Annotated in this window: 20 protein-coding genes; 5 read left to right on the top strand and 15 right to left on the bottom strand. The window is 43.4% G+C overall.

All coding sequences use genetic code 11. The features are described 5' to 3' along the window. Positions 1 to 305: 305 nt before the first annotated feature. The 6 genes from HB679_RS07740 to ligA form a co-directional block, all read right to left on the bottom strand. A complete protein-coding gene (locus HB679_RS07740) occupies positions 306 to 707 on the bottom strand; it encodes a hypothetical protein (RefSeq protein ID WP_214071391.1) in 402 nt (133 codons plus the stop codon). A 124-nt stretch (positions 708 to 831) separates the two neighbouring features. After that, positions 832 to 1041 carry a cysteine-rich CWC family protein gene (locus tag HB679_RS07735; protein WP_214071390.1) on the bottom strand — a complete coding sequence of 70 codons (210 nt, stop codon included), beginning with the start codon at positions 1039 to 1041 and terminating at the stop codon, positions 832 to 834. Positions 1042 to 1252: 211 nt separating this feature from the next. Continuing rightward, positions 1253 to 3631 carry a ribonucleoside-diphosphate reductase subunit alpha gene (locus HB679_RS07730; RefSeq protein WP_214071389.1) on the bottom strand — a complete coding sequence of 793 codons (2379 nt, stop codon included), beginning with the start codon at positions 3629 to 3631 and terminating at the stop codon, positions 1253 to 1255. Between the two features lie 84 nt (positions 3632 to 3715). Next, a complete protein-coding gene (locus HB679_RS07725; RefSeq protein ID WP_214071388.1) occupies positions 3716 to 4690 on the bottom strand; it encodes a ribonucleoside-diphosphate reductase small subunit in 975 nt (324 codons plus the stop codon). A 423-nt stretch (positions 4691 to 5113) separates the two neighbouring features. Further along, on the bottom strand, positions 5114 to 5476 hold the full coding sequence (locus HB679_RS07720; protein WP_214071387.1) for a methionine-R-sulfoxide reductase: 363 nt from the start codon (positions 5474 to 5476) through the stop codon (positions 5114 to 5116). Between the two features lie 279 nt (positions 5477 to 5755). Continuing rightward, positions 5756 to 7771, bottom strand: a complete 2016-nt coding sequence (ligA, locus tag HB679_RS07715) for an NAD-dependent DNA ligase LigA (RefSeq protein ID WP_214071386.1) — start codon at positions 7769 to 7771, stop codon at positions 5756 to 5758. A 165-nt stretch (positions 7772 to 7936) separates the two neighbouring features. On the opposite strand from ligA, the gene HB679_RS07710 reads away from it, so the two are divergent. The 5 genes from HB679_RS07710 to dapA all read left to right on the top strand — a co-directional run bounded on the left by HB679_RS07710 (position 7937) and on the right by dapA (position 15361). Continuing rightward, complete coding sequence (locus HB679_RS07710) at positions 7937 to 8239, top strand: YXWGXW repeat-containing protein (RefSeq protein WP_214071385.1); 303 nt, start codon at positions 7937 to 7939, stop codon at positions 8237 to 8239. Positions 8240 to 8664: 425 nt separating this feature from the next. Continuing rightward, entirely contained in the window at positions 8665 to 9891 is a 1227-nt protein-coding gene (dctA, locus tag HB679_RS07705) for a C4-dicarboxylate transporter DctA (RefSeq protein ID WP_214071384.1), read from the top strand. 832 nt (positions 9892 to 10723) lie between these two features. Continuing rightward, positions 10724 to 11602, top strand: coding sequence for a succinate--CoA ligase subunit alpha (gene sucD, locus HB679_RS07700; RefSeq protein WP_214071383.1), 879 nt, complete (start codon positions 10724 to 10726; stop codon positions 11600 to 11602). A 150-nt stretch (positions 11603 to 11752) separates the two neighbouring features. Next, positions 11753 to 14197 (top strand): DUF5686 and carboxypeptidase regulatory-like domain-containing protein, encoded by a 2445-nt coding sequence (locus tag HB679_RS07695; protein WP_214071382.1) that lies wholly within the window; start codon positions 11753 to 11755, stop codon positions 14195 to 14197. A 279-nt stretch (positions 14198 to 14476) separates the two neighbouring features. After that, positions 14477 to 15361 carry a 4-hydroxy-tetrahydrodipicolinate synthase gene (dapA, locus tag HB679_RS07690; RefSeq protein ID WP_214071381.1) on the top strand — a complete coding sequence of 295 codons (885 nt, stop codon included), beginning with the start codon at positions 14477 to 14479 and terminating at the stop codon, positions 15359 to 15361. A gap of 265 nt (positions 15362 to 15626) precedes the next feature. Here dapA and HB679_RS07685 read toward each other — a convergent pair whose 3' ends face one another. The 9 genes from HB679_RS07685 to HB679_RS20595 all read right to left on the bottom strand — a co-directional run bounded on the left by HB679_RS07685 (position 15627) and on the right by HB679_RS20595 (position 25741). Continuing rightward, complete coding sequence (locus HB679_RS07685; RefSeq protein WP_214071380.1) at positions 15627 to 15803, bottom strand: histone H1; 177 nt, start codon at positions 15801 to 15803, stop codon at positions 15627 to 15629. Positions 15804 to 16148: 345 nt separating this feature from the next. Then, positions 16149 to 17390, bottom strand: a complete 1242-nt coding sequence (locus HB679_RS07680; protein ID WP_214071379.1) for an aminotransferase class I/II-fold pyridoxal phosphate-dependent enzyme — start codon at positions 17388 to 17390, stop codon at positions 16149 to 16151. Between the two features lie 203 nt (positions 17391 to 17593). Continuing rightward, positions 17594 to 19225: a cell division protein FtsZ gene (gene ftsZ, locus HB679_RS07675; RefSeq protein WP_214071378.1), complete on the bottom strand. Its 1632-nt coding sequence runs from the start codon at positions 19223 to 19225 to the stop codon at positions 17594 to 17596. A 239-nt stretch (positions 19226 to 19464) separates the two neighbouring features. Beyond that, on the bottom strand, positions 19465 to 20808 hold the full coding sequence (gene ftsA / locus HB679_RS07670) for a cell division protein FtsA (RefSeq protein ID WP_214071377.1): 1344 nt from the start codon (positions 20806 to 20808) through the stop codon (positions 19465 to 19467). 2 nt (positions 20809 to 20810) lie between these two features. Continuing rightward, positions 20811 to 21665 (bottom strand): cell division protein FtsQ, encoded by an 855-nt coding sequence (locus tag HB679_RS07665; protein ID WP_214071376.1) that lies wholly within the window; start codon positions 21663 to 21665, stop codon positions 20811 to 20813. Beyond that, complete coding sequence (gene murC, locus HB679_RS07660; RefSeq protein WP_214071375.1) at positions 21658 to 23013, bottom strand: UDP-N-acetylmuramate--L-alanine ligase; 1356 nt, start codon at positions 23011 to 23013, stop codon at positions 21658 to 21660. The genes HB679_RS07665 and murC overlap by 8 nt, the downstream gene beginning before the upstream one ends. A gap of 98 nt (positions 23014 to 23111) precedes the next feature. Further along, positions 23112 to 24227: an undecaprenyldiphospho-muramoylpentapeptide beta-N-acetylglucosaminyltransferase gene (gene murG / locus HB679_RS07655; protein ID WP_214071374.1), complete on the bottom strand. Its 1116-nt coding sequence runs from the start codon at positions 24225 to 24227 to the stop codon at positions 23112 to 23114. A 79-nt stretch (positions 24228 to 24306) separates the two neighbouring features. Continuing rightward, positions 24307 to 25470, bottom strand: a complete 1164-nt coding sequence (locus HB679_RS07650; RefSeq protein ID WP_214071373.1) for an FtsW/RodA/SpoVE family cell cycle protein — start codon at positions 25468 to 25470, stop codon at positions 24307 to 24309. Between the two features lie 61 nt (positions 25471 to 25531). Continuing rightward, complete coding sequence (locus HB679_RS20595) at positions 25532 to 25741, bottom strand: four helix bundle protein (RefSeq protein WP_346345147.1); 210 nt, start codon at positions 25739 to 25741, stop codon at positions 25532 to 25534. Between the last annotated feature and the right edge of the window lie 35 nt (positions 25742 to 25776).

Raw genomic sequence — 25776 nt, 5'->3', positions numbered from 1 at the left:
AAGTGAAACACTATTTTTAATTAACTATTTTATAATCAATAATTTACAAAAAACAGTGAAACAAAATGAAACAAGGAAAAATACTTTTAGGTCATTTTTTGTTTCACTTGACCTAACTGTTTAACGGTGGGTAAGGTGTCATGCTGAACCCGTCGAAGCATGCGGGTAAGGGCCTGCGCTCACTCATCGACGAGCTCGAGTGACACCCATTTTTATTAGCAGGAGAAATTACTCTTTCTATTTTTCATTTTAAAAGCAGTAAAAATCATTTAAATACTTTTTATCACGCATAATGACGGTTAATTTCAATAAACATAAGCGAGCGGCCCATCCTTTGCCACCAATACCGACCAGCCCGGTTTAGAACCCGAAGCAACACAGGCTATAAATTTATCACAAATAAAAACCGCGACTTCTATCAATCCATCATTTGGCGATTCTGTCCATTCGCACCGCACTTCGCTTTCATCCTTTATTGGCGCTATAGATGCGTCTTTCGAAAGATATTCGGTTGGGTTTAGAAACGGCATATCCTCAGTTCTCCAAAAAGAAATAGCCGGGGCTTGCTCTTGGTTGTATAACCAGACATCACCAATAATGTCCTCGTCTTCGTATAAATAGGCATAGGCAACACGGCCGTCATCCTGTATTACTACGGAGTAATGGCGGTCAAATTCGCAGTAAACTTGTAAGGAAAATGTTGACATACCAATTCATTTATACCATTACGTCATGCCGAATTTATTTCGGCATCCCACGTGCTAGGTTTACGCGCGGCCTATATCGTGGGATCCTGAAACAAGTTCAGGATGACAAGTGGGGAGATTAAATTTAACCACCTATCCCCATCATCTCCCTATACTCCACCTGCAATTCCAGCAAACACTTAGCACACATACAGCCCTCGTAATTCTCGCTGATATATTGCACCTCGTTAATAGTTAACTGTACCACACTGCACTGGCATTTACTGTAAGAGTTGGCCTTACATTCAATGCTGGTACCGCAACGGTCGCAGGGAATTATTTCGTGTTTGGTCATTGTTAGTCCATGGTCCATAGTCGATAGTCCATGGTAATTTCTTGCAAAGTTAGCGAATAGCCTTATTGTCTGTAAAATAGAAATGTCATTATTTGAACCATAGACCATTGTCAATAGTCCATGAGGCGATCTATCGTAATAAAAAAGTCCATGAACTATAGCGTTAAAGCTATGGTCCATGGACTATCGTCTATGGTCTATCGACTAATTACTATGAAGAACAAGTAACGCAGCCTTCTTCCATTGAGCAGCTTGGGCCTGCTGGTATTTCGTCAGCCACTTGTTGTACCACTTCTGGTATAACCGGGTCCATGTTTTTACCGCCCTGGTTCTCAACTGTAAATTTAACCGCTTGCGATGCTGCTTGTGTACGCAGGTAGTACATACCTGTTTTCAAACCTTTTTTCCATGCGTAGAAGTGCATTGAAGTTAGTTTAGACGCATTTGGCGAGTTGATGAACAAGTTCAATGATTGCGACTGGCAGATGTAAGCGCCACGGTCGGCGGCCATATCTATAATGTCGCGCATCTTGATCTCCCAAACGGTTTTGTAAAGGTCTTTCAAATCTTGAGGTATCTCAGCAATATCCTGAACAGATCCGTTTGCAGTGATGATCTTATCTTTCATGCTGTTATCCCATAAACCAAGGTTTACTAAATCGCGCAGCAAGTGTTTGTTAACAATGATGAACTCGCCACTCAATACACGGCGGGTGTAAATGTTTGAGGTATATGGTTCAAAGCACTCGTTGTTACCTAAAATTTGTGAGGTTGATGCAGTTGGCATTGGCGCTACTAACAGTGAGTTACGCACACCATGGTTCATTACATCTAAACGCAGGTTTTCCCAATCCCAACGGCCGCTTGTTGGTTTTACGTTCCATAAATCAAACTGGAACTGACCTTTTGACAATGGCGAACCTTTAAAGGTTTCGTAAGCACCTTCTTTAATAGCCAGGTCTTTAGAAGCCGTCATGGCAGCAAAGTAAATGGTTTCAAAGATCTCTATGTTCAATTGTTTTGCTTCAGGGCTTTCAAACGGCATACGCAATAAAATGAAAGCATCGGCCAAACCTTGTACACCTAAACCAACCGGGCGGTGACGCAAGTTTGAATACTCGGCCTCTTTAACCGGGTAATAGTTATGATCAATAACTTTGTTCAGGTTTAAAGTTGCCTGGTATGTTACTTCGTATAATTTATCGTGATCAAATTTACCATCGCGTACATAACGTGGTAACGCTAACGATGCCAGGTTACAAACTGCAATCTCATCAGCAGATGTGTATTCTAAAATCTCGGTACATAAGTTTGAGCTTTTGATAGTACCCAGGTTTTGCTGGTTTGATTTGCTGTTGGCAGCATCTTTATATAACAAGTAAGGTGTGCCGGTTTCTACCTGGGCGTCTAACACCGCAAACCAAAGTTCTTGTGCTTTTACCGTTCTGCGGGCACGGCCCTCTTTTTCGTATTTCTTGTATAGTTTTTCAAAGTCTTTACCAAAGCAATCTGCCAGGCCCGGTGCTTCGTGCGGGCAGAATAAGCTCCAGTCCTCATTAGCTTCAACGCGTTGCATAAACAAATCGCTCACCCAAAGTGCGTAAAACAAATCGCGGGCACGCATCTCTTCTTTACCGTGGTTTTTACGCAGGTCCAAAAATTCAAAGATATCTGCATGCCAAGGCTCTAAGTAGATAGCGAAAGCGCCTTTACGTTTACCACCACCCTGATCTACATAACGTGCAGTGTCATTAAACACACGCAGCATTGGGATAATACCGTTGCTGGTACCGTTAGTGCCGCTGATGTATGAACCGGTAGCACGTACGTTGTGGATGCTTAAACCGATACCACCTGCACTTTGAGAGATTTTAGCAGTTTGCTTCAGGGTATCATAGATCCCATCGATGCTGTCATCCTTCATGGTTAACAGGAAGCATGATGACATTTGTGGTTTTGGTGTGCCTGCGTTAAATAAGGTTGGCGTACCATGTGTAAACCAACGCTCGCTCATCAGGTTGTATGTTTTAATTGCGCTGGCAATATCCTCTTTGTGGATACCTACCGCTACACGCATAAATAAATGCTGCGGGCGCTCGGCAATTTTGCCATCCAGTTTTAAAAGGTATGATTTTTCAAGCGTTTTAAAGCCGAAGTAGTCAAAGCCAAAGTCGCGGTCATAAATAATGCTGCTATCCAGTTCTTCAGCATTTTTTTGAATGATCTCGTAAACATCATCGGCCAGTAACGGTGCTTTTTTGCCGTTTTTAGGGTCGATATAGTAATACAACAAGCCCATAGTTTCAGAGAACGACTTGATGGTGTTTTTGTGCAAGTTTGATACGGCAATACGCGATGCCAATAACGCGTAGTCCGGGTGCTTGGTAGTTAACGATGCTGCAGTCTCTGCGGCAAGGTTATCCAGCTCTGACGTAGTAACACCGTCAAACAAACCTTCAATTACCTTTTTCGCCACGTCAACCGGGTCAACCAGTTGCGGGTTTAAACCATAGCACAGTTTCTCAATACGTGCGGTTATTTTATCAAATTTTACAGACTCTTGCTTTCCGTCTCTTTTTACTACAAACATAATTTCTGGCATTTATGGTTGGGACTGGACCCAACCGGGTTACTACTTATTTATTAACTGGATATTCTTATTATAACTTATCGATTAAAAGTCCTCATCTAACGAGAACGATTTGCTATCCTGCGTGGCATTCAATACGCCGCTTTTCTGGTAATCGCCAACTCGTTTTTCGAAGAAGTTGGTTTTGCCCTGCAGCGATATCATCTCCATAAAATCAAATGGATTGCTGGCGCCGTATACTTTATCATAACCAAGCTCGCCTAACCATCTGTCGGCTACAAACTCAATATATTGGCTCATTAGTTTTGCGTTCATGCCTATTAAGCTAACCGGCAGTGCATCGCTGATGAATTCTTTTTCAATTTCTACCGCATCAGTAATAATAGCTGTTGCAGCTTCTTTTGATAATTTGTTCTCTAACATTCTGTAAAGCAGGCAGGCGAATTCGCAGTGCATACCTTCATCGCGAGAGATCAACTCATTGCTAAAGGTCAGACCCGGCATTAAGCCACGTTTCTTTAACCAGAAGATAGAGCAAAAACTACCTGAGAAGAAAATCCCCTCAACCGCTGCAAAAGCAATTAAACGCTCTGCAAAGCTTCCGTTATTGATCCAGCGTAACGCCCACTCTGCTTTTTTACCTACACACGGTACGGTATCAATAGCATGGAACAAGCGGTCTTTTTCGGTAGCATCTTTAATGTACGTGTCGATTAAAAGCGCATAAGTTTCAGAGTGGATATTCTCCATCATGATCTGGAAACCGTAGAAGCAACGTGCCTCGGGCAATTGCACTTCGCTCATGAAATTTACCGCCAGGTTTTCATTCACGATACCGTCGCTGGCAGCAAAAAACGCCAGGATGTGCGATACGAAATGGCGCTCGCCATCACTTAAAGCCTCCCAATGTTTCATGTCATCCGACAGGTCAATTTCTTCGGCGGTCCAGAAGCTTGCTTCGCATTTTTTATACATTTCCCAAATGGCGGGATATTTAATAGGAAGAATAACAAAACGATCCTTGTTCTCTCTTAATAATAATTCTGTTTCTTCTGCCATGCGCTTTTACTTACTTTTTTTATTCAATTCTAAACCTTTTTCAAACTCTGGTAATTTTAGTCGACAATGCCGCCTAGCAGTTGATCTTTACCGGCGATAATGAAAAAATCATCGCCTTAAACTACTTTAATATCACCCGCACTAATCGCTACTAAACTACTTCTATCCAGTGTATGTTGGCGTGACCGCCATTTGATATATTGAAGCCCTTTTTAAACCTTTACCGACAAGGATCGCCGATATTTCGGAGCGTTTTAAAGAACTTATAATTCAAAGATAGGCGATGATTTTTCTGCTTGTTAGTGATAGTTTTACACATCACCTATAAGTTATAAACAATCTTTTTGTTAATAGTCTTATTATCTGAAAAAGAGCTTGTTAAATAAACATTACTGGAATGTGAAATTTTTGGGCGATAATTTGTTAAGTGCCGGGAACAAATTTCATGGATACAGAATTAACGCAATGTCTTACGTTTTTTGGGGTCAGATATTCGCCCTCGAAAACGTGGCCCAGGTGGGCGCCACAATTTGCGCAAACTATCTCTACTCTCCGGCCGTCGGCGTCGGGAACGCGTTTTACAGCACCGGGGATTTCATCATCAAAACTTGGCCAGCCGCAATGCGACTCAAATTTAGAATCAGAAGTATAAAGCGGGGTATCACAACGTTTGCATACATACACGCCGTTTGCATTATTATTTAAAAGAGAGCCTGTAAATGGGCGCTCGGTACCTTTATGTAGTATTACCCACTCTTCGTCTGGGGTTAATTCGTTGTAGTTCATGGTGTTGTTTTTTTGTGGCAGATGAAAGATCAAAAACCTGGTGTTTTTAACCGTTTGTCTACTACAAAATACGACAATTAACGCGGGATGATTGTTTTTAAAAAGGATGTTTACATGAGGGTGACACCCCTCCCGGCCTCTCGTAGATAAGAGATTAATAGCATATTTGCCTCCACGTCATCGTGAGCGTAGCGTGACGATCTCTATACGCCCAGTTGCGCACCGGAGATTGCCACACTCGTTCCTCGTTCGCAATGACGTGATGGGGACACAGTCGAATTAAACGGCTCCCAGCATCCCCATTAACTCTTCATCACTAATAATAGGGATATTCAACTTCTGCGCTTTTTCTAGTTTTGACGGACCCATGTTATCTCCCGCTACCAGGTAATTTAGTTTGGCCGATATGCTGCTCAGTATCTTACCGCCGTTTTGCTCAATAATATCCTTCAACTCATCGCGAGATTTTTCGAAGGTACCTGATATGATGAAGGTCTTGCCGGCCAATGCCTCGCTTTGCAGTACCACTTCTTTCTCTTCGCTTACAAACTGCAAACCTGCTGCTCTTAGCTTTTCTATTTCCTGGCGATGCTGCCCGATGCCAAAGTATTCTATCAGGCTGTGTGCTATACGCTCGCCTATCTCCTCGGCTACGATTAGTTCATCCAGTGTAGCGGCAATGAGATTGTCAATATTTTTAAAGTGGATGGTGAGTTTCTTAGCGACCGTCTCGCCGATATAACGAATGCCCAAACCAAACAGCACTTTCTCAAACGGCATCTGTTTTGACTTTTCGATACCATCAAGCATATTAGTAATAGACTTCTCGCCGAAGCGGCCCATCTGCTTCAACTCATCAGCATGCTGATCTAAGGTATAAAGATCACTGATGTGGCGGATAAAACCCTTACTATATAATGTCTCAATGGTTTCATCGCCCAGGCCATCAATATTCATAGCCTTACGGCCTATAAAGTGCTGCATCTTCCCGGTGATCTGTGGCGGACAGCCTCCATCGTTAGGGCAGTAAAAGGCAGCTTCGCCTTCTACCCGGGTTAATGGCGTGCCACAGGCGGGGCATTCTGTTACATAATCTATCGTTGGTGCGCCGGCTACTCTTTTCTCCAGGTTTACATTGATGATTTTGGGGATGATCTCGCCGCCTTTTTCAACAAACACCCAGTCGCCCTCGTGCAGGTCGAGGCGCAGCATTTCGTTGGCGTTATGCAGGGTGGCGCGTTTTACCGTGGTGCCTGCCAATAATACCGGCTTCAGGTTAGCCACGGGGGTAACTGCACCCGTACGACCCACCTGGTAGGTAACCGCCAGTAGTTCGGTTTGTACCTGCTCTGCTTTAAATTTATAGGAGATGGCCCAGCGCGGCGACTTGGCGGTAAAGCCCAGCTCCTCCTGCTGCCCATAGCTGTTTACTTTAATAACTATACCGTCAATATCATAACTTAAATCAAAACGGCGCTTATCCCACTCTTTAATAAAAGCCATTACGCCGTCTATATCATTACATAAACGGCTATGCTCATTAACATGGAAGCCCCAGCTTTTTACGGCTTGCAGGCTTTCCCAATGGGTCTTGAACAACGGCTTCTCGGTATATAAAAAGTACAGAAAACAATCCAACGGGCGCTTGGCAACCTCGCTTGAGTCTTGCAGTTTTACGGTACCCGATGCAAAGTTGCGCGGGTTAGCATAAGGCTGTTCGCCGTTCTCCACGCGCTCGTTGTTCAATCGCTCAAAAGCTTTTAAATGCATAAATACCTCACCACGAATTTCGAACTCGGCCGGGTAATCACCACCCTTTAATTGCCTGGGGATGCTTTGTATGGTGCGCACGTTGTTGGTCACTTCGTCGCCTTGCGTGCCGTCGCCGCGGGTTACGGCGCGCAGCAGCTTGCCGTTCTCGTAAGTTAGGCTCATCGAAAGACCATCGAACTTCAGCTCGCATACATATTGGAAATTATCGCCTATAGCTTTGCGGATGCGCTGATCGAAATCCAGCAATTCCTGCTCATTATAGGTATTGCCTAACGACAGCATAGGCCAGCGGTGCTTAACCTGTTTAAACTCTTTGGTAATAAAACCACCCACGTTTTGCGTAGGCGAATCGGGTTCCAAAAACTCGGGGAATTGCTTTTCTAAAGCAGCCAGGGCTTCCAGCTTTTTATCAAACTCAAAGTCGGATATGGCGGGCATGGCCAGCACGTAATAATTGTAGCTATGTTGTTTTAATTCGGCCGATAACGCCTCAATCTGTTGTTTTGCTTCTGCGGGTGACATAAAGCGAAGATAAGGATTTGCCCAATCACGATGCCAAAATTTTAACAATCTTAAACAACAATAAATCAACCGGTTATAAACATTTCGTTAAAAAAAACACCGGCATAAATTAAACTTTTTTTTCGGCGCGTTGTCTTTATGGTAATTAACAACAAACAAACAATCATGAAAACGTTAAGAAGAATTTTATTTGCAACAGCAGCTTTAGTGCTGTTCTCGACAGTTAATAGCAGTGCCCAAATTGTAGTAAGAGCACGCCTGTATCACCGCGGACCAGCTTTCGTGCGCCCGGTGCGCCCATCGGCAAACCATGTATGGATTGAAGGAGAATGGGTACCAAGAGGCCGTACTTATGTAGAGCGCCCGGGTTATTGGGCAGCAGCACCACGCCCGCATGCGGTTTGGATTGCAGGTCATTGGGATCGCCGCCGCGGCGGTTATGCCTGGGTACCTGGTTACTGGAGATAATATTTTAGGCTGATTATAGAGTCCGCTTTTTAAGGCGGGCTTTTTTGTTGGTTAACTGTCGTGTAGACTCACCCCGACTGCGCTGCGCTGGTCGACCCTCTCTTCGCCTCCGGCGGAAAGAGGGTTATTTTTAATATCGAATAATAAATTTTGAATGTCGAATATCGAAGTAGCTCCCTTCATCATTCATTATTCAACATTCGATGTTCGATATTCCCCTTACCCTCTTTCCCGCTTGCGGAAGAGAGGGTGATCGAGCGAAGCGATGATCGGGTGAGTACCCCCGCGTTAAGGATGGCAGCGGATACCGGCCAAGAGCTTAAGGCCTTGTGGCGTATAAGCGCACAGCCTGACCCGACCATCGGGAGGGAAACGCCATAATTCATCCGCTTAAAAATCTCACCAATAATCGTATTATTGTTATAATGAAACGATTATATACCAACCTTACCTTCCAGGTGCTTGTGGCCATTGTGCTGGGTATTATTGTGGGGCTTTATTTTAAGGGCTTCGCACCTGCTGCTCAACTGATCAGCAAGACTTTTATCAGTTTGATTACGATGCTTATAGCGCCGATCATTTTCTTCACCATTGTGCTGGGCATTGCCGGTATGAGCGATATGAAAAAGGTGGGCCGTGTGGGTGGTAAGGCGCTGTTGTATTTTGAGATCGTCACTACGTTTGCTTTAATTATAGGGGTAACGGTAGCCAACCTGGTTAAACCCGGCGAGGGCTTTGTAACCACTGTTAAGGCCGACACGAGTAAACTGTTGGTATACCAGAAAGCGGCTGCCGACATGCATTGGACGGATTTTTTAGCTCACATTGTTCCTGGTAACGCTTTTAAGGCTTTCGCCGACGGCGATATTTTACAGATTCTTTTCTTCGCGATATTGTTTGGCTTTGGATTGAGCCGTATGGGCGATACAGGCAAATCGGTTATAGATCTGTTTGAGAAGCTATCGAAAGTGTTCTTCGGGATGATGCACATTGTCATGAAGGTTGCTCCTATCGGCGCTTTCGGCGGGATGGCCTATACTATTAGTACTTATGGCATTAAAACCCTGCAACCACTAGCTTTACTCATGGCATCGGTTTATATTACTATGGCGCTGTTTATTTTTGTGGTGCTCAACATCATTTGCCGTATTTATAAATTCAGCCTGTGGAAATATCTGAAACATATTAAAGAGGAAATCCTGATTGTGCTGGGTACCTCATCCTCAGAATCTGCCCTGCCAGGCATGATGGAAAAGCTCGAAAAATTTGGCTGCTCGCGGTCAGTTGTTGGGTTGGTGATACCCGCGGGGTATTCTTTTAATTTGGATGGAACGACTATTTACCTGTCGATGTCGGTGATATTTTTGGCGCAGGTGTTTCATGTACCTTTATCTATAGAACAGCAGCTGGGCATTATTGCCATACTCATGATAACTTCTAAAGGTGCCGCAGGCGTAACCGGGAGTGGCTTTATCGTTTTGACATCCACCCTTGCAGCCATCAAAGTCATCCCGGTTGAAGGCGTTGCGATATTGCTGGGTGTCGACAGGTTTATGTCGGAAGCCAGGGCCATAACTAATGTGATTGGTAATGGTGTCGCTACGATTGTGATTGCGAAGAGTGAGGGAGAGTTTGTGGCAGGGGTAGAATAAAAGATAGTTGTATGTATATATTTTTAACGATACTTGAAGCATTCATAGTTATAGTTGGGATGATATTTTTCAATATTTATTTTTGGCCTGGAATCCGTGGTGATAAAGTAAAAATGAAAAAAGCCATTTGGACATTTGTTTCTATATTCTTTTTATTAATTGTAATCACCGGAATTGAGTTTGCAATCGCAATAAACAAGTAGCTTGTTCTTTTCTCACGGCATCTCAACATTGACAGAGGAAAACATATTGCTTCACTTATCGCTTTTAGACGCTCATGGCCGCTAAGGCCTAGTTCTTTTTCCTTAGATGAAAAAGAACCAAAAAATCAAGTCAGCAAAAACCTTCCCCCCCACAGGCCAGACTCCCAGGCCCGGTTTGCTGACAGGCCATTGCGCGCTTTTTTTGTTTTTACACAGTTTGCAGAATCTACATCAGAAGCAAAACGTCAGACGCAGAGCTTCGGGCGAAAGCGGGTAAAACAATGGTGGGCAAGTGCGGCTGCAGGGGCCTTATAGTTTTGCCTGAAGCGGTGACCAAGAGCGAAAGGGGCAAAAGTATCGGTCCCCAGGTTTTACTCGCTTTGCAGGGTAAAGGCCATGAGCGCAAGAAGCCTTGCGCCTGACTTGATTTTTTTGTTACTTTTTTCATCAAGGAAAAAAGTAATGGGCCTCCGCGGCCAAGAGCGGACAATCTTGAAAGTTGGCGAAAACCACATCTTAACCTAAATCGCTTTGTAAATTTTTCATCATCAAACAAAAAATTCATCTACCAAATCCCTAGCGGGCGAAAAATAATTTTAGCTTTGCGATATAAAAGAAATCAAATACCAATGAGTGTTCTCGTAAATAAAGATTCTAAAGTTATAGTTCAGGGTTTTACAGGTAATGAAGGTACTTACCACGCATCGCAAATGATCGAGTATGGTACCCAGCTTGTTGGCGGCGTTACGCCGGGTAAAGGTGGCCAAACCCATCTTGATCGCCCTGTATTTAATACCGTTGCAGATGCTGTTAAAGAAACCGGTGCAGATGTTTCTATCATCTTCGTTCCGCCGGCATTTGCTGCCGACGCGATCATGGAAGCTGCCGAAGCAGGTATAAAAGTTATTGTTTGTATCACTGAAGGTATCCCGACTAAGGATATGATTGCGGTAAAAGAATATTTAACCGACAAAGATGCCCGTTTAATCGGACCAAACTGCCCGGGTATTATCACTGCCGACGAAAGCAAAATTGGTATCATGCCTGGCTTTATCTTTAAAAAAGGTAATGTAGGTGTGGTTTCAAAATCAGGTACGTTGACTTATGAAGCGGTTGACCAGGTGGTTAAGGCCGGTTTAGGAATTACTACGGCCATAGGTATTGGTGGCGACCCGATCATTGGTACCCCAACCAAAGAAGCGGTTGAGTTATTAATGAATGACCCTGACACACACGGTATCATCATGATTGGCGAGATTGGTGGCGGCATGGAAGCAGAAGCTGCCCGTTGGATTAAAGAAAACGGCACAAAACCAGTTGTTGGCTTCATTGCCGGCCAGACTGCGCCTCCGGGACGCCGTATGGGCCACGCAGGTGCAATTGTTGGCGGTGCCGATGATACTGCTGCTGCAAAAATGAAGATCATGGCCGAGTGCGGTATCCGCGTGGTTGCCTCGCCTGCTGAAATTGGCGCTGCAATGGCCGAGGAATTGGCTAAATTAGCTTAACGCTGAAAGACCAAAGCTTGAAAGCTTATTTAACATATAATCCTGGCCTTGTGGCTGGGATTTTTCATTTAATTAGATTTAGCGACAATTAAACTTCTTTATGTAACGTTTGACCACTAAACTACATCTTAGTATAAATATCTGCCTTACATGCGTTTTACCTTCCTATTTATCCTGGTTTTAATAACCGGTTCTCCCTTATTTGCTCAACAGTATACCATCAGCGGAAAGATCACCGACGATGCCGGCAAGCCTGTATCCTTCGCCAGCGTTTATACTCAAAACACTACCCGGGGTGCGTCGGCCAATAGCGAGGGTGAATATTCCATCTCGCTGAAACCGGGTAAGTACACTTTGCAATACAAGGCTGTAGGTTATAAGCAGGAAAGCAAAGAAATTGATGCCACCCAAAACAGGACTATTGACGTTACGCTCAATATAGAATCATACCAACTACAGGCCGTTAACGTGGGCGGCAAGGACCCTGCATATGCTATTATGCGCAAGGCAATTAAAAAGCGAAAAAGTTACCTCAACGAAGTTAAAGCCTACAGTGCGCTGGTTTATATCAAAGGGATGCAGAAACTGTTGCAGGCTCCCAAGAAATTCCTCGGTGCCAATATCGACCAGATTGGTAAACAGATCGGCCTGGATTCTAATCGCAGGGGGATTATTTATCTGTCGGAGTCTGAGTCAAAATACAGTTTCCAATCGCCCAATAACGTACATGAGGAAATGATCTCTTCGAAAGTATCGGGCAGTAACCGCGCGTTCAGCTTTAACCGGGCCAGCGACTTGAAGGTTAATTTCTACGAGAACTTTGAAGATTGGCGCGGCATCAGTTTGCGGCCTTTAATTTCGCCTGTGGCGGATAATGCCTTTTTCTACTACAATTATAAATGGCTGGGCCAAACCGTGGAAAATGGCAAAACCATCAATAAAATTAAAGTTATCCCACGCCGCGAGCATGATCCATGTTTTGAAGGTTTCATCTATATCCAGGATGATAGTTGGCGATTAGTGGGCGTTAACCTATACATCACCAAAAAAGCTAATATCAGTTTAGTAGATACCATCCGCATTAACCAGCAATTTGTACCGGTAAATGATAAGGCCTGGATGACTTCGACCCTGCGCTTTGATTTTGTGGGAGGATTGTTTGGCTTCAGAGTCGGCGGTTATTTTATTTCGGTTTATAAGGATTACGATCTCAACCCCATATTCAATAAAAAAGATTTTAATGAAGTATTGCGTATCACCAAAGGCGTCAACAAAAAAGACAGTACCTATTGGGCCGGCGAGCGTCCTATCCCGCTAACGGAAGAAGAACGAACGGATTATAAAAAGAAAGAGGCACTGGCCATCAAGCGCGAATCGAAACCTTATCTGGATTCTATCGACCACATATTTAATAAGTTCAAACCCATCAATTTATTGATTGGCGGTATTAACATAGGCAATCGCTATAAAAAAGAATATTACCACTTCGACGCATTAACTACCAATGTGCGCTTTAACACCGTGCAGGGCTTCAACTTAAACTATGGCGCATCATTCACCAAACAAATAGACTCTATTAATAACCGTTATTTTAGGGTTGGGCTGGATGTAGGCTATGGCTTTTCTGATCACCTGTTCAACGCCGTAGCCAGTGGCATGATGCCTGTCGGCGATAGCTTTACATTGTCGCTAAAAGGAGGATCGGACGTTGAAGATCTGAACGATCTGCAACCGATATCTTATTTAGCCAACACCGTTCACAGCTTATTTGCCAAGCAAAACTTCGAGAAATTTTATCAGAAGCAATTTGTGGCAGCCTCAATTTATGGCCGTATAAGCGGCGGATGGCAGGGTAGCGCCAGCGCAGAATTTGCCGGCCGTACGTGGCTGGAAAATACAACCAATTACAGTTTCTATGGTTCGCGCAATTTTACTTACAACAATCCCTTAGCGTTGAATACCGGTGGTGTGTTGTTCCCGGAAAATCAATCTTTTAAAGTAACGTTGCGTACCAGTTATGATTTCAGCAACAAGTACGAAACCTATCCAAACGGCAAACATTACATTCCTTCACCATATCCTGCCATTGGATTTAATTATACCAAGGGAGTTAAAGGCGTGTTTGGGTCGGATGTTGATTACGACAGGATCTCGGCAGATATACAACAAGCAAATGTAAGCATGGGCGTTTACGGCCGGACGTCATTTTATATTGGTGCGGGTAAATTTCTGAATGCTAAGAGCCTGTACTTCCCGGATTATTCGCAATTTCATGGTAATGAGGCTTTGTTTTACCAATCGGAGCCTAACAGTTTTTTATTGCTTAATTATTATACTTACAGTAACCGTACAGAATATATCGAAGCACACCTCGAACATAATTTCTCTGGCTTCATCCTAAATAAGATACCAGGCCTGAGAAAACTGAAACTCCAGGAGATCATTCATGCAAATTACCTTACATCGCCCGAGTTGAAAGACTATTATGAACTGGGCGCAGGTATTAAATATCTAAACTTGACGGTGCTTTATGGCGAGTCGCATAACAGTGCGGCAAACGTGCATTCTGCGTTGCGGGTGAGTTTGAATTTTTAAGGTGTAGTTATCAGCTTCCATTACTATCTCCTTAGGGTTTGGCTAAAGCCGTCATTGCTATTACTTAAAGTCCGTCCCATAAATGGGACGGCAATAAATTTATATCATCAGGTTTTATTCATTACCGTTGGCTTAAGCCAACGGTTGTTAAATACATAAAAGGGGGCTTTAGCCAAAATTACCGATTAAGTTTTAAACGGCAATTTTATAGACATCTGCCTTGGTAATTGCCAAGCCTATGCAATAAATTATTATCTTAGCAGCCATTTTATACATACCATGAACAAATTTTACGGAACGGGGATAGCGATAGTTACTCCTTTTCTTGCAGACGGGCAAGTGGATTATGACGGTCTAAAAAAACTCATTGACTATTTGGTTGATGGCGGTGTGGAATACATCGTGTCGTTAGGTACAACCGGCGAGAGCGCCACATTGACTGCCGAAGAGAAGAAGAAGATCTTTGCTTTTACTGCCGAAGCTGTAAATGGCCGTATTAACCTGGTTGCCGGTATAGCAGGTAACAACACTGCCGAAGTTGTGGAGCAGGTGAAAGGTTTTGATGCAACAGGGTATGATGCTATACTTTCGGCTAGTCCGCAATATAACAAACCTACTCAGGAAGGTATTTATCAGCATTATAAAGCGATAGCAGAAAATGCAAAACTGCCTGTCTTGCTGTATAACGTACCAAGCCGTACCGGCAGCAATGTAAGCGCAGCAACAACCGTGCGTTTGGCTAATGATTTTAAAAATATCGTAGGGATTAAAGAAGCATCGGGTAATTTCGACCAGATTAACCAGATCATGCGCGACAAGCCTAAAGATTTCCTGGTAATTTCCGGTGACGATCCTATCAGCTTCCCGATGATTGCTTTGGGTGCTGTGGGTGTGATATCGGTTATAGGCAACGCTTTACCGCGTCAAACTTCTGACATGATTCGCAAATGCTTGAATTACGATTTTAAAGGTGCCCAGCAAGGTCATTATGACTTGTTGAACTTTACCCGCCTGTGTTTCATCGAAGGCAGCCCGGCAGGTGTTAAAACCGCATTGAAACAACGAGGTATTTGCGGTGATGGCGTACGTTTGCCATTAGTACAGGTAAGCGAAGGTATAAAAGCAGAGATCATTGCCGAGATCCAAAGATTCAGCAAAAACTAATCTTGATAGATTAAGGATAATCATATTAAAGATTTTTTCATCTCGAACGATAGTGAGATATCTATACACGGTAGTACGCCAACCTATCATGTATAGATTTCTCCCTCGTACCTCGGTCGAAATGACAAATTTTATTTTTTCTTTAATTCAATCAGGTTAGCATTTAATATAAAAAGAAAAAGGCGAATTAGCGTTCGCCTTTTTCTTTTCATAAAAAAACCTGCTGCATACAGCGGGCTCCGTTAGCACAGATACTAGCCGTATCTTACTCTTTGTTTTTTGTGTCCTGAACTTCCAGGCGGATAGCTTGTGCAAGGTTTTTCAAATCCTGCATCCCTTTGCGAACGCGGGTACCGGCTGCGCTGTTACCCTTGTTGTAAAACTTGTCGGCATCAGCTTCCAGCGACGCGATAAGGTTCTTTACTTCAGTAAATTTTTTCATCAGTTAACTCCTTTTTAAAATACTTTGAGGTTGTTTGTTTTATAAAAGCTAAGCTAAAATGTTTTTATTGAAAAAAAAATACTTAAAAGGGCTTTCAATACGGTTTTTTTCCACATTTGCCGCCGATTTTAGCTATGTAACCAATCGCTTTTTTAGCGTTTCAAACTATTATTTTTCAGTATTATAATATTTTTTTCTTTCTAAATAATAAAAGACCGTTCCGGCATCAAAACAGCCTAAAAATCAGCATTATACCAAGTATTTATACCTGGTATTAAAAAACCTCATAAAAATAAGATCCCCGGCAGGTTTTGCCGGGGATCTTATTATGATAGGTAGCTTTGTTTAAACCTCCGCAACTTTTTCGCGGTAGTGGCCTGCTTTTAATTTCTCGCCCATAACGCTATAGGCATCCAGCGTGCGCTGTACGTCTTCTAAAGTATGTACGGCAGTTGGTATAAGCCTTAACAAAATTAGTCCCTTAGGGATAACCGGATAGATCACAATCGAGCAGAAGATGCCGAAGTTTTCGCGCAAGTCGCGGGTTAAGGCAGTAGCTTCAGATAAATCGCCTTTCAAGTATACCGGGGTTACCATGGTATTGGTAATGCCGATATCAAAACCCCGTTCTTTTAAGCCGGATTGCAGCGCGTTAGCTATCACCCACAATTTCTCGCGTAATTCAGGTTGCGCCTTCAGCATTTCGAAACGTTTCTTTAAACCAATAACCATTGGCATTGGTAAAGCCTTAGCAAAGATCTGCGAACGCATGTCGTAACGCAAGTAATCAATAATTGGTTTGTCAGCAGCTACAAAACCGCCAATGCCTGCCATAGATTTAGCGAAGGTACCGAAGTAAACATCCACACCATCAATACAGTCTTGCGCTTCGTGTGTACCGGCACCTGTTGGGCCCATGGTACCAAAGCCATGCGCGTCATCCACTAAAATTCTGAAATCGAATTTCTTTTTTAGCTCGATGATCTCTTTCAATTTACCTTGCGCACCGGACATACCGAAAACACCTTCGGTGATCAGCAAAATACCACCGCCAGACTGCTCTGTTAAACGGGTAGCCCTTTCTAATTGCTTTTCGCAGCTCTCCAAGTCGTTATGCTGGTAAACAAAACGTTTACCCATGTGCATCCGTAAACCGTCAATTATACAGGCGTGCGACTCAGCATCATATACAATAACATCATTACGGCTAACCAGCGAGTCGATGATTGACACCATGCCCTGGTAACCATAATTTAGTAAATAAGCGGCTTCTTTGCCTACAAACTCGGCCAGGCCGTTCTCTAATTCTTCGTGATGGATGGAGTTGCCAGACATCATACGGGCACCCATAGGATAGGCCATACCGTAGTCGGCGGCGGCTTGCGCATCGGCAGTTCTTACTTCGGGATGATTGGCTAATCCTAAATAGTTATTCAAGCTCCAAACTAAATGCTCTTTACCATTAAATTGCATGTGCGGACCAATCTCACCTTCTAATTTTGGATACGAATAATACCCATGCGACCATTTTTGATGTTGCCCCAAAGGGCCTCCCATACTGCTGGTAATTTTATCAAATAAATCCAAATCAATCCCTATTTATCGTTGTCAAATATGCAAATATACGCTTTTGAGAGTCAAGAGACAAGATTGAGAGTCAAGAACCAAGAGACAAGAATCAAGACGGTATCTACTGTCGCAAATTTTATCAAACATCCATCATAAAAAAAGCCAAGAACCAAGAATTAATACATCTTGATTCCTGGCCCTTGATTCTTGACTCTACTCGACTAATCTACGTTGTCGTGCAAAAATGAGTTACTATCACGAATTTCAATCTTGCCATCGCTGTCAGGCAATAAAGTAAAGCGCGATACCTGGCTCTCGCTTGATGCAGGGGTATCCTGCAAAGCCACTTCTTTACGTTTATAAGCCGGAACGTTTTCTAGCTCCTGGATATTACCGGTGCGCAGCTTCATGCTCAGATCTTTCAAGCGCATAATGCGCTCACGAGATTTACGCAGTTGCTCTTCTATCGACTCATCAGTTTTGTTATCATCAGCATTAACAACCGGCTCAGGTTCTAAAGTAGCAACCGGCTCGGCAACAACTTCTGCTTCAAAGTTAATGATGGTTTCTGTTTCCGGCTCCGACAGTTTAAAGGTAAATTCAGGCAGCTCGGTTTCGTTTTCGGCAATCGGCTGCTCATCCAGTTCCTGGAAATTATATTTAACCACCGGTTCAGCTTCCTGCTCTTCAGGGCGGGTAGCTGCGAAGAGGTCAAATAAACCGGTTTGTTGTTTTTGTTCTTCTTTTGGCTGTTGTGACTGGCCCTTCATATATGGCTCGGCTGCAGTACCTTCTGCAACCGGGTTAATAAATTCATTAACCGGTCTAACCAATGGCGCATCTGGAACCAGCATGTTTACAATTTTCTTGCTGCTGTATTCTTTTTCGCGCTCGTCTTTGGTTTGGAAACCGGTAGCAATAATAGTTACCGACAATTTATCGCCCAAATTCTCGTCGCGGCAGTTACCCCAGATCAGGTCGGCAGCTAAGCCGGCTTCTTCCTGGATATAATCGGTGATTATGCTTACTTCATCCATAGTCACCTCTTTTTCGCCAGAGCTGATATTTAACAGGATGTAGCGCGCACCCTCAATTTCGTTATCTTTTAATAGTGGTGATGACAAGGCGCCTTCAACCGCGCGTAAAGCACGATTCTCGCCTTCGGCAGCACAGCTACCCATGATAGATACACCACTGTCTTTCATCACCGTGCGCACATCTTTAAAGTCGACGTTTATATAACCCGGTAAGGTGATGATCTCAGCAATGCCTTTGGCAGCAGTGGTCAAAATATCATCTGCCTGTGCAAATGCCGAACCTAAGGTTAAGTTACCAAAGATCTGACGCAGGCGATCGTTGGAGATCACCAGGAATGAATCAACATATTTTTTCAATTCTTCCATACCCTCTTCGGCCTGCATTTTACGACGCTTGCCTTCAAAAGAGAACGGAGTAGTGATAATACCAACGGTCAGGATATCCATTTCGCGGGCAGCTTTGGCTATAATCGGGCTTGCACCGGTACCGGTACCGCCACCCATACCTGCGGTAATAAACAACATCTTGGTATTTACACCCAACATCTGTTTAATATCATCTATATTTTCAATAGCCGAATTTTTACCAACCTCGGGTATCGAGCCAGCGCCCATACCTTCTGTTAAACTTGCTCCTAATTGCACTTTATTAGGTATTGGGCTTAACTCCAATGCCTGCGCATCGGTATTACAAATTATAAAGTCGACACCCGTAATACCTGCCTTGTACATGTGGTTTACTGCATTACCACCGCCACCGCCAACACCAATAACTTTGATGATTGACGATTTTTCTTTTAACATCTCAAATTGCATAATCCTAGTTTTCAGCTATGTATAATTCGACGAATTTTAGATTTCACCATTGTAATATTAGCACTTTTTCAACAAAGGTTTTCCACAAATGTCTATAATGTGGAAAAGTTAAAGGATGTTGAAAAGTAAACAAATCCTTCAGCCCCTCCCAAACCCTCCCCGGTAGGGAGGGCTTTTGACAACCCATTTTAAAGTCTCCCCTACCGGGGGAGATTTAGAGGGGGCTGTCGGTTTCTAACCTATTTCAGAAAGTCCTCATCCTTAATATCGTCCTTAATAAATTTCTTTCCGCTCTCCAGTATTTTACCAAACAGGCCAAATTTTTTGTCTTCGGTATACTTGGTTTTATCTACCTTAACTTCGGTTGGCTGCTGTACTTCGCCAATGTATTCCATCTTTTGGATACCTTTTATTAACAGGCCAATACCCGTTGCAAATGTTGGACTTTGCAGCTCTTCGTAAATGTTTTTTGGCAGATGTTCGTTTTTAGCCAAATGCTCGTTAGGGTAACCTACGCGGCAATCTAAACCGGTAACAAACTCAACCATTTGCGGCAAATGTTTCAATTGTGCACCACCACCTGTTATTACTACACCGGCAATCAGTTTTTTCTCATAACCCGACGATTTGATCTCATAATACACATGCTCTACAATCTCTTCCATACGGGCCTGGATAACATAAGCCAGGTTTTTTATTGATATCTCTTTTGGTTCGCGGCCACGTAAGCCCGGAACACACACAATCTCATTCTCTTTATTTTCTTCGGCTAAAGCTGATCCAAATCTTACTTTAAGTTGCTCTGCGATGTTGCGCATTACCGAGCAGCCTTCGCGGATATCCTCAGTCACGCTGTTACCACCGAAAGGGATAACCGCTGTATGACGAATGATACCTTCGTGGAATATAGCCACATCCGTTGTACCACCACCAATATCAACCAAAACCACACCGGCTTCTTTTTCCTCGTCGCTTAAAACCGACTCAGACGATGCCAATGGCTCCAGTATCAGCTCCTGGCTTTCCAGGTGCGCTTTGTTAACACATTTCACAATATTTTTAATGGCAGTTACCTGGCCGCTTATGATATGGAAGTTTGCTTCCAAACGCACACCTGCCATACCGATAGGGTCTTTAATACCTGGCTCGCTATCCACAGTAAATTCCTGCGGCAGCACGTGAATAATCTCCTCGCCCGGAGGCATTACCAGGTTGTACATATCCTCGATCAGTTTATCAATGTCCTTACGGCTGATTTCTGACTGCAAATCGCGACGGGTAATTAAACCACGATGCTGCAAACTCTTGATATGCTGACCAGCGATACCTACGTTTACCACGCGGATCTCGACGTTGGATTGCGTGCCGGCTATCTCGACAGCCGTAGTGATGCCCTGAACGGTTTTGTCAATATTTGATACTACACCACGGGTTACACCCGCAGATTCGGCTTTGCCAATGCCCAGGACTTCGATCTTACCGTTTTTGCTACGGCGGCCAACAATTGCGCAAATTTTAGTGGTACCGATATCCAGTCCCACTACTATTGGCGAACTTTTTTCTTGTGTTGAACTCTTATCCATATTTACTGTTTTATTAGAGATGTGTCTTTCTTAATTAATTTTGTTGAGTCGGCAGCTGCTTTCATTCTTAGCGAATCGGCCTTTGAATTTTTAACCCCGACTATCTGATTGGCGTATTTTATGTTGATGATCTTGTAAGCATCCCAGCCAACCTGCGGTAATGCCTGTTTGTAAAATGCCATCAGGTTTCTAAACTTCAAATCCAGCGAATCGGCATTACCCAGCAAAATGCGCTGGCTGCCTACGCGCGGTATCAGTTCAATTTCATGCCCCTGGTTTACGTAGATCTGCCCTATCTGCGCGTCCCATAAAGAGTCGGCACGGATGTACGAAACTGTTTTAAACAAGTCGCGCGCCAGAGCGGTGTGCAGGGTATCTACTTTTTCGCCAAAAGGTTCGTCTATAAATCCATTAGCGGCCAGTACCCTTGCGGTAAAGTTTGGTGATAAAGGAATCTTCAGACCATTCTTATCTATATAAAAATCCTGATTGCTTTGATTCATTACGCGCATAATAGGCTCTCGCTGCTCAATTTCAATCATGATGATACCATCCATATCGGCATAAACTTTAGCATACTCTACAAAAGGGTTTGCTTTAAGCCTGTTTTCCAACTGGTGCATGTTTATTCTATCTATCTTACGGCCAACCAGCGTGAAGCTGCTCAGTTGTAAAATATTCTCTACTTCTTTTTTGTCGATAAAATACTGGCTGCCGGGGATGTAAATTTTCACGTCCTTGCAAACCACTTCGTCTTTCTTTACTTCAATGAAACTCATGAGCACAACCAGCCCACCCAGGCTTATCAGCCAGACAAAGCTTAGTAGTATAATGCGCCATATTGGTTTCTTAAACATTTTGTAAAGCACTTTTTAGTGGTTGTACCAACTGATCAATATCGCCTGCGCCAACGGTTAGTAATAGCTCAGGTTGTTCTGACTTTATTTTATTTATCGCTGCTTCTTTGCCGATGATCTGGCGATTTTGCAGTTTCATTCTATCCAATATTATAGCCGAGGTTACACCTTCTATCGGCAGCTCGCGGGCCGGGTAAATATCCAGCAGCAGTAATTCGTCGCTCATATCCAAAACCTCGGCAAAACCGTCCACGAAATCGCGGGTACGGGTGTATAGGTGAGGCTGAAAAATTGTTGTGAGTTTTTTATTTGGATACAAGCGCTTGATGGATGTAATGGCCGCCCTTAATTCTTCCGGGTGATGCGCATAGTCGTCAATATAAATATGAGCCGGTGTTTTTACAATATACTCAAACCGTCTTTTCACGCCTTTAAATGAATTTAAGGCGCTTTTAATAGCATCCGCAGAAATTCCTAACAGCAAACCAACTTTGGTTGCGGCGACCGCGTTTTCAATATTATGCAAACCGGCAATACCCAGTTTGATATTGCTTATGATAACCTCGGCACTTACAAAATCGAAGTAAAAATCACCATTCTCTACGCGGATGTTTTGTGCCATCGCATCGGCATCATCATTAATGCTATAGGTAAAGCCACCGTCCAAAGGCAAGCCTTTGCGGTGAATTAAGGTACCCCCTGCTTTTATCTGAGACGCGTATAATTTGAATGACTCGGTCAGTTGCGAATGATCGCCATAAATATCCAGGTGATCTGCATCCATTGAAGTCACGATAGCGATGTCGGGATACAAAGTCAGGAATGAACGATCATACTCATCAGCCTCAACAACTACAATATCGTTATGGCCAAACAACACATTGGTTTGGTAGTTAGACGCAATGCCGCCCAAAAAAGCCGAGCAATCTTTACCCGAATCTTTCAGGATATGCGCCACCATACATGAGGTAGTGGTTTTGCCATGCGTACCGGCTACGCCGATAGTAAATTTACCTTTACTGATCAACCCTAAAACTTGCGAACGTTTCCATAACACAAAACCTTTTTGCTGGAAGAAATTCAATATTGCCGAATCTTTAGGAATAGCCGGGGTATAGATTACTAACGTGCTGTCATCTACATCACGGAAGCTTTTCGGAATATTTTCGCAGTTGTCTTCAAAGGTTATCTGAATACCTTCATGATGCAGATCATCGGTTAGATCGGTAGCTGTTTTATCATAACCGCACACAATACAACCCAAATGAGCAAAATAACGTGCCAGGCCGCTCATGCCTATGCCGCCTATGCCTACCAGGTAAACCCGTTGTATGTTGCGTAATTCCATCCTATTTCTTTTCTCTTTTTTACTAATTAACTAATCACCAATCTCTAATCACTAAACTAAAAAGCTCCACCCCCGGTTGCCGAAGGCGGAGCTAGGATTTAATTGTTAATTGTTATTTGTATAACCTCTTTCGCGATCACTTGATCGGCATCAGGCAGGGCCATTTTGCTAATGTTGTCGCTTAATTTCTTTTGTAAACTTTTATCTTTTAAAAGCTCCAGGGCTTTGTCTACTAGTTTCTCTTCGGCATCACGATCGGCCACAAAAATTGCTGCCTGGTCATGAACCAACGCCAGTGCATTTTTAGTTTGATGATCCTCGGCCACGTTTGGTGATGGCACCAGTATTACCGGTTTTTTCACCACGCACAACTCAGCAATAGTGCCTGCGCCCGCTCTTGATATAATCACATCAGCAGCGGCATAAGCCAGGTCCATCCTGTTTACAAATTCCATGATGCGCACGTTTGGATGATAGTTTTCGCCCAACTGCCCGATGATACTTTTGTAATAGAACTTACCAGTTTGCCAGATCAGCTGCACATCGGCAGCAATGATTTGATCCAGGTGCGCCAGGATGCTGTTATTTAAAGTACGCGCACCCAAACTACCACCGGTAACCATAATCGTCTTTTTATCGTTCGACAAACTGTAGATTTCCAGCGCCTGCATTTTCTTACCGGCTATATCTACAGATTCTGTCCGGATAGGGTTGCCGGTTTTGATAATTTTATCGGCAGGAAAAAATTGCCCCATACCATCAAAAGCTACACAGATCTTTTCGGCTTTTTTGCCTAACCATTTATTGGTAATGCCTGCGTATGAGTTTTGCTCCTGTATCAAATAAGGAATATGTTTCAGCGATGCCGCATACAATAGCGGACCAGAAGCATAACCACCTACACCAACCGCGGCGTCGGGCTTAAAATCTTTAATAATTTGCAGCGCTTTGTTCACGCTATTAAACAGTTTAACCGGGAACATCAGGTTTTTCCAAACAGATTTACGCTGGATACCCTGAATGTTCAACCCAATAATTTTATAACCGGCGGCAGGTACTTTCTCCATTTCCATACGGCCATTGGCGCCCACGAAAAGAATTTCAGTAGCCGGATCAAGCTTCTTCAAAGCATTGGCAATAGCAATAGCCGGGAAGATATGTCCTCCGGTACCGCCGCCGCTAATGATTATTCTTTTTGGTTTGCTTGATTTCACCGCTTTATATTTTGATTACACTGATTATCTTTTATTTATTCATCTGCACATCTGCATATTCACACATCTGCACATCAACTTATGCCATTGTTAAATTTCCCACCTCTTTAATCTCGCCTACTATTACTTTCTTCGGGTCCTCTATATCCCTGCTCACCGATAATATAATGCCGAAGGCCACGCTGGTAAATAACATAGACGTACCGCCCATACTCACAAATGGTAGCGGCACACCTGTTACCGGCCCCAATCCCACCGCAACAGCCATGTTGGCAAATGCTTGTATGGTCAAACTGAAGCTCAGCCCCGCTGCTAATAAAGCGCCAAACGCTTTTGGCGCCTTAGTTACTATTTTGATGCATCGATACAGCAGGAACAGGTAAATCCCTATTAACACAATACCGCCTATCATGCCATACTCTTCTATGATGATGGCATAGATCTCATCAGAATATGCCTCGGGTAAATAATTAACCTCGCTGCTTTTACCCGGGCCTTTGCCAAATATGCCGCCGCTGGCTATAGCTATTTTAGCATGATCTGCCTGGAATGATTTATCAGGATTTGCTGCCTCAGGATGCATGAACGTATGGATACGCGACACATAAGTTTTACGACGCGGCCCCAAAAAGATAACCCCGGTTAACAGTATTGCCCCTGCCAAACAGGTTACGGCAATCTGTTTAATACTAATACGACCAATGATTAACAGCAGCACACTTACACCAAACAACATCAATGCAGTTGAAAGGTTAGCTAACGCGATTAATATAAATACCAAACAAACTGCACCCATTATAGGGATGAAGGATTGCTTAACATCTTTAATATTTTCTTGCTTACGCGACAGTGATCGGGCTAAAAAGGTAATCAGTGCCAGCTTAGCCAAATCGGATGTCTGGAAGCTTAGACCAGTGCCCGGGATAGCGATCCAACGACTTGCATCATTAACATGGCTACCAAATATCAGCGTGTAAAACAACAACGGGATAGTAATGTACATCAGCAATTTGGAGATACCTGAGTAATAGCGGTAATCTAACTTGTGCGAGATATACATCAGCGCAATACCGCCGACAATCATAGCCAGGTGCTTCATCAAAATAGACTCCACCCCTACACCACGCTTGTAAGCCAGCGTACCAATAGCGCTATATACCGACAACAGCGATATCAACGACAGCAATATGACGATAAGCCATATCCAGCGGTCTCCTTTGATGTTACCTAATATTTGGTTCATTTATTTGCGTCCTTTTTAGTTATGTGCAGATATGCAGATGTGCAGATGTGCACATAATTTTTTAATGTGTTGATGATATTATCTTCCCCAATACTTTTATTATAGATTGTATGTCGTTGTACATTGCTTCGTCATAAGGGTAATTCTCCGCATGCTTACATAATGACAACCAATATTCTGTTTCTTCTGCTTCCTTATAAGCTATCTTACATTTATGTCTAAAGTCTACTTTACTCTCTGCTCCTTGGGCCTCACGTACATTTGCTCCTATTGATGTGCCGCTTCTAAATAGTTGATTAGCTACGT

The organism is Mucilaginibacter sp. dw_454, assembly GCF_018449775.1.
GTDB lineage: Bacteria > Bacteroidota > Bacteroidia > Sphingobacteriales > Sphingobacteriaceae > Mucilaginibacter.
The sequence above is the reverse complement of the archived record's forward strand: the minus strand, read 5'-3'. Positions and strand labels throughout refer to the sequence as shown.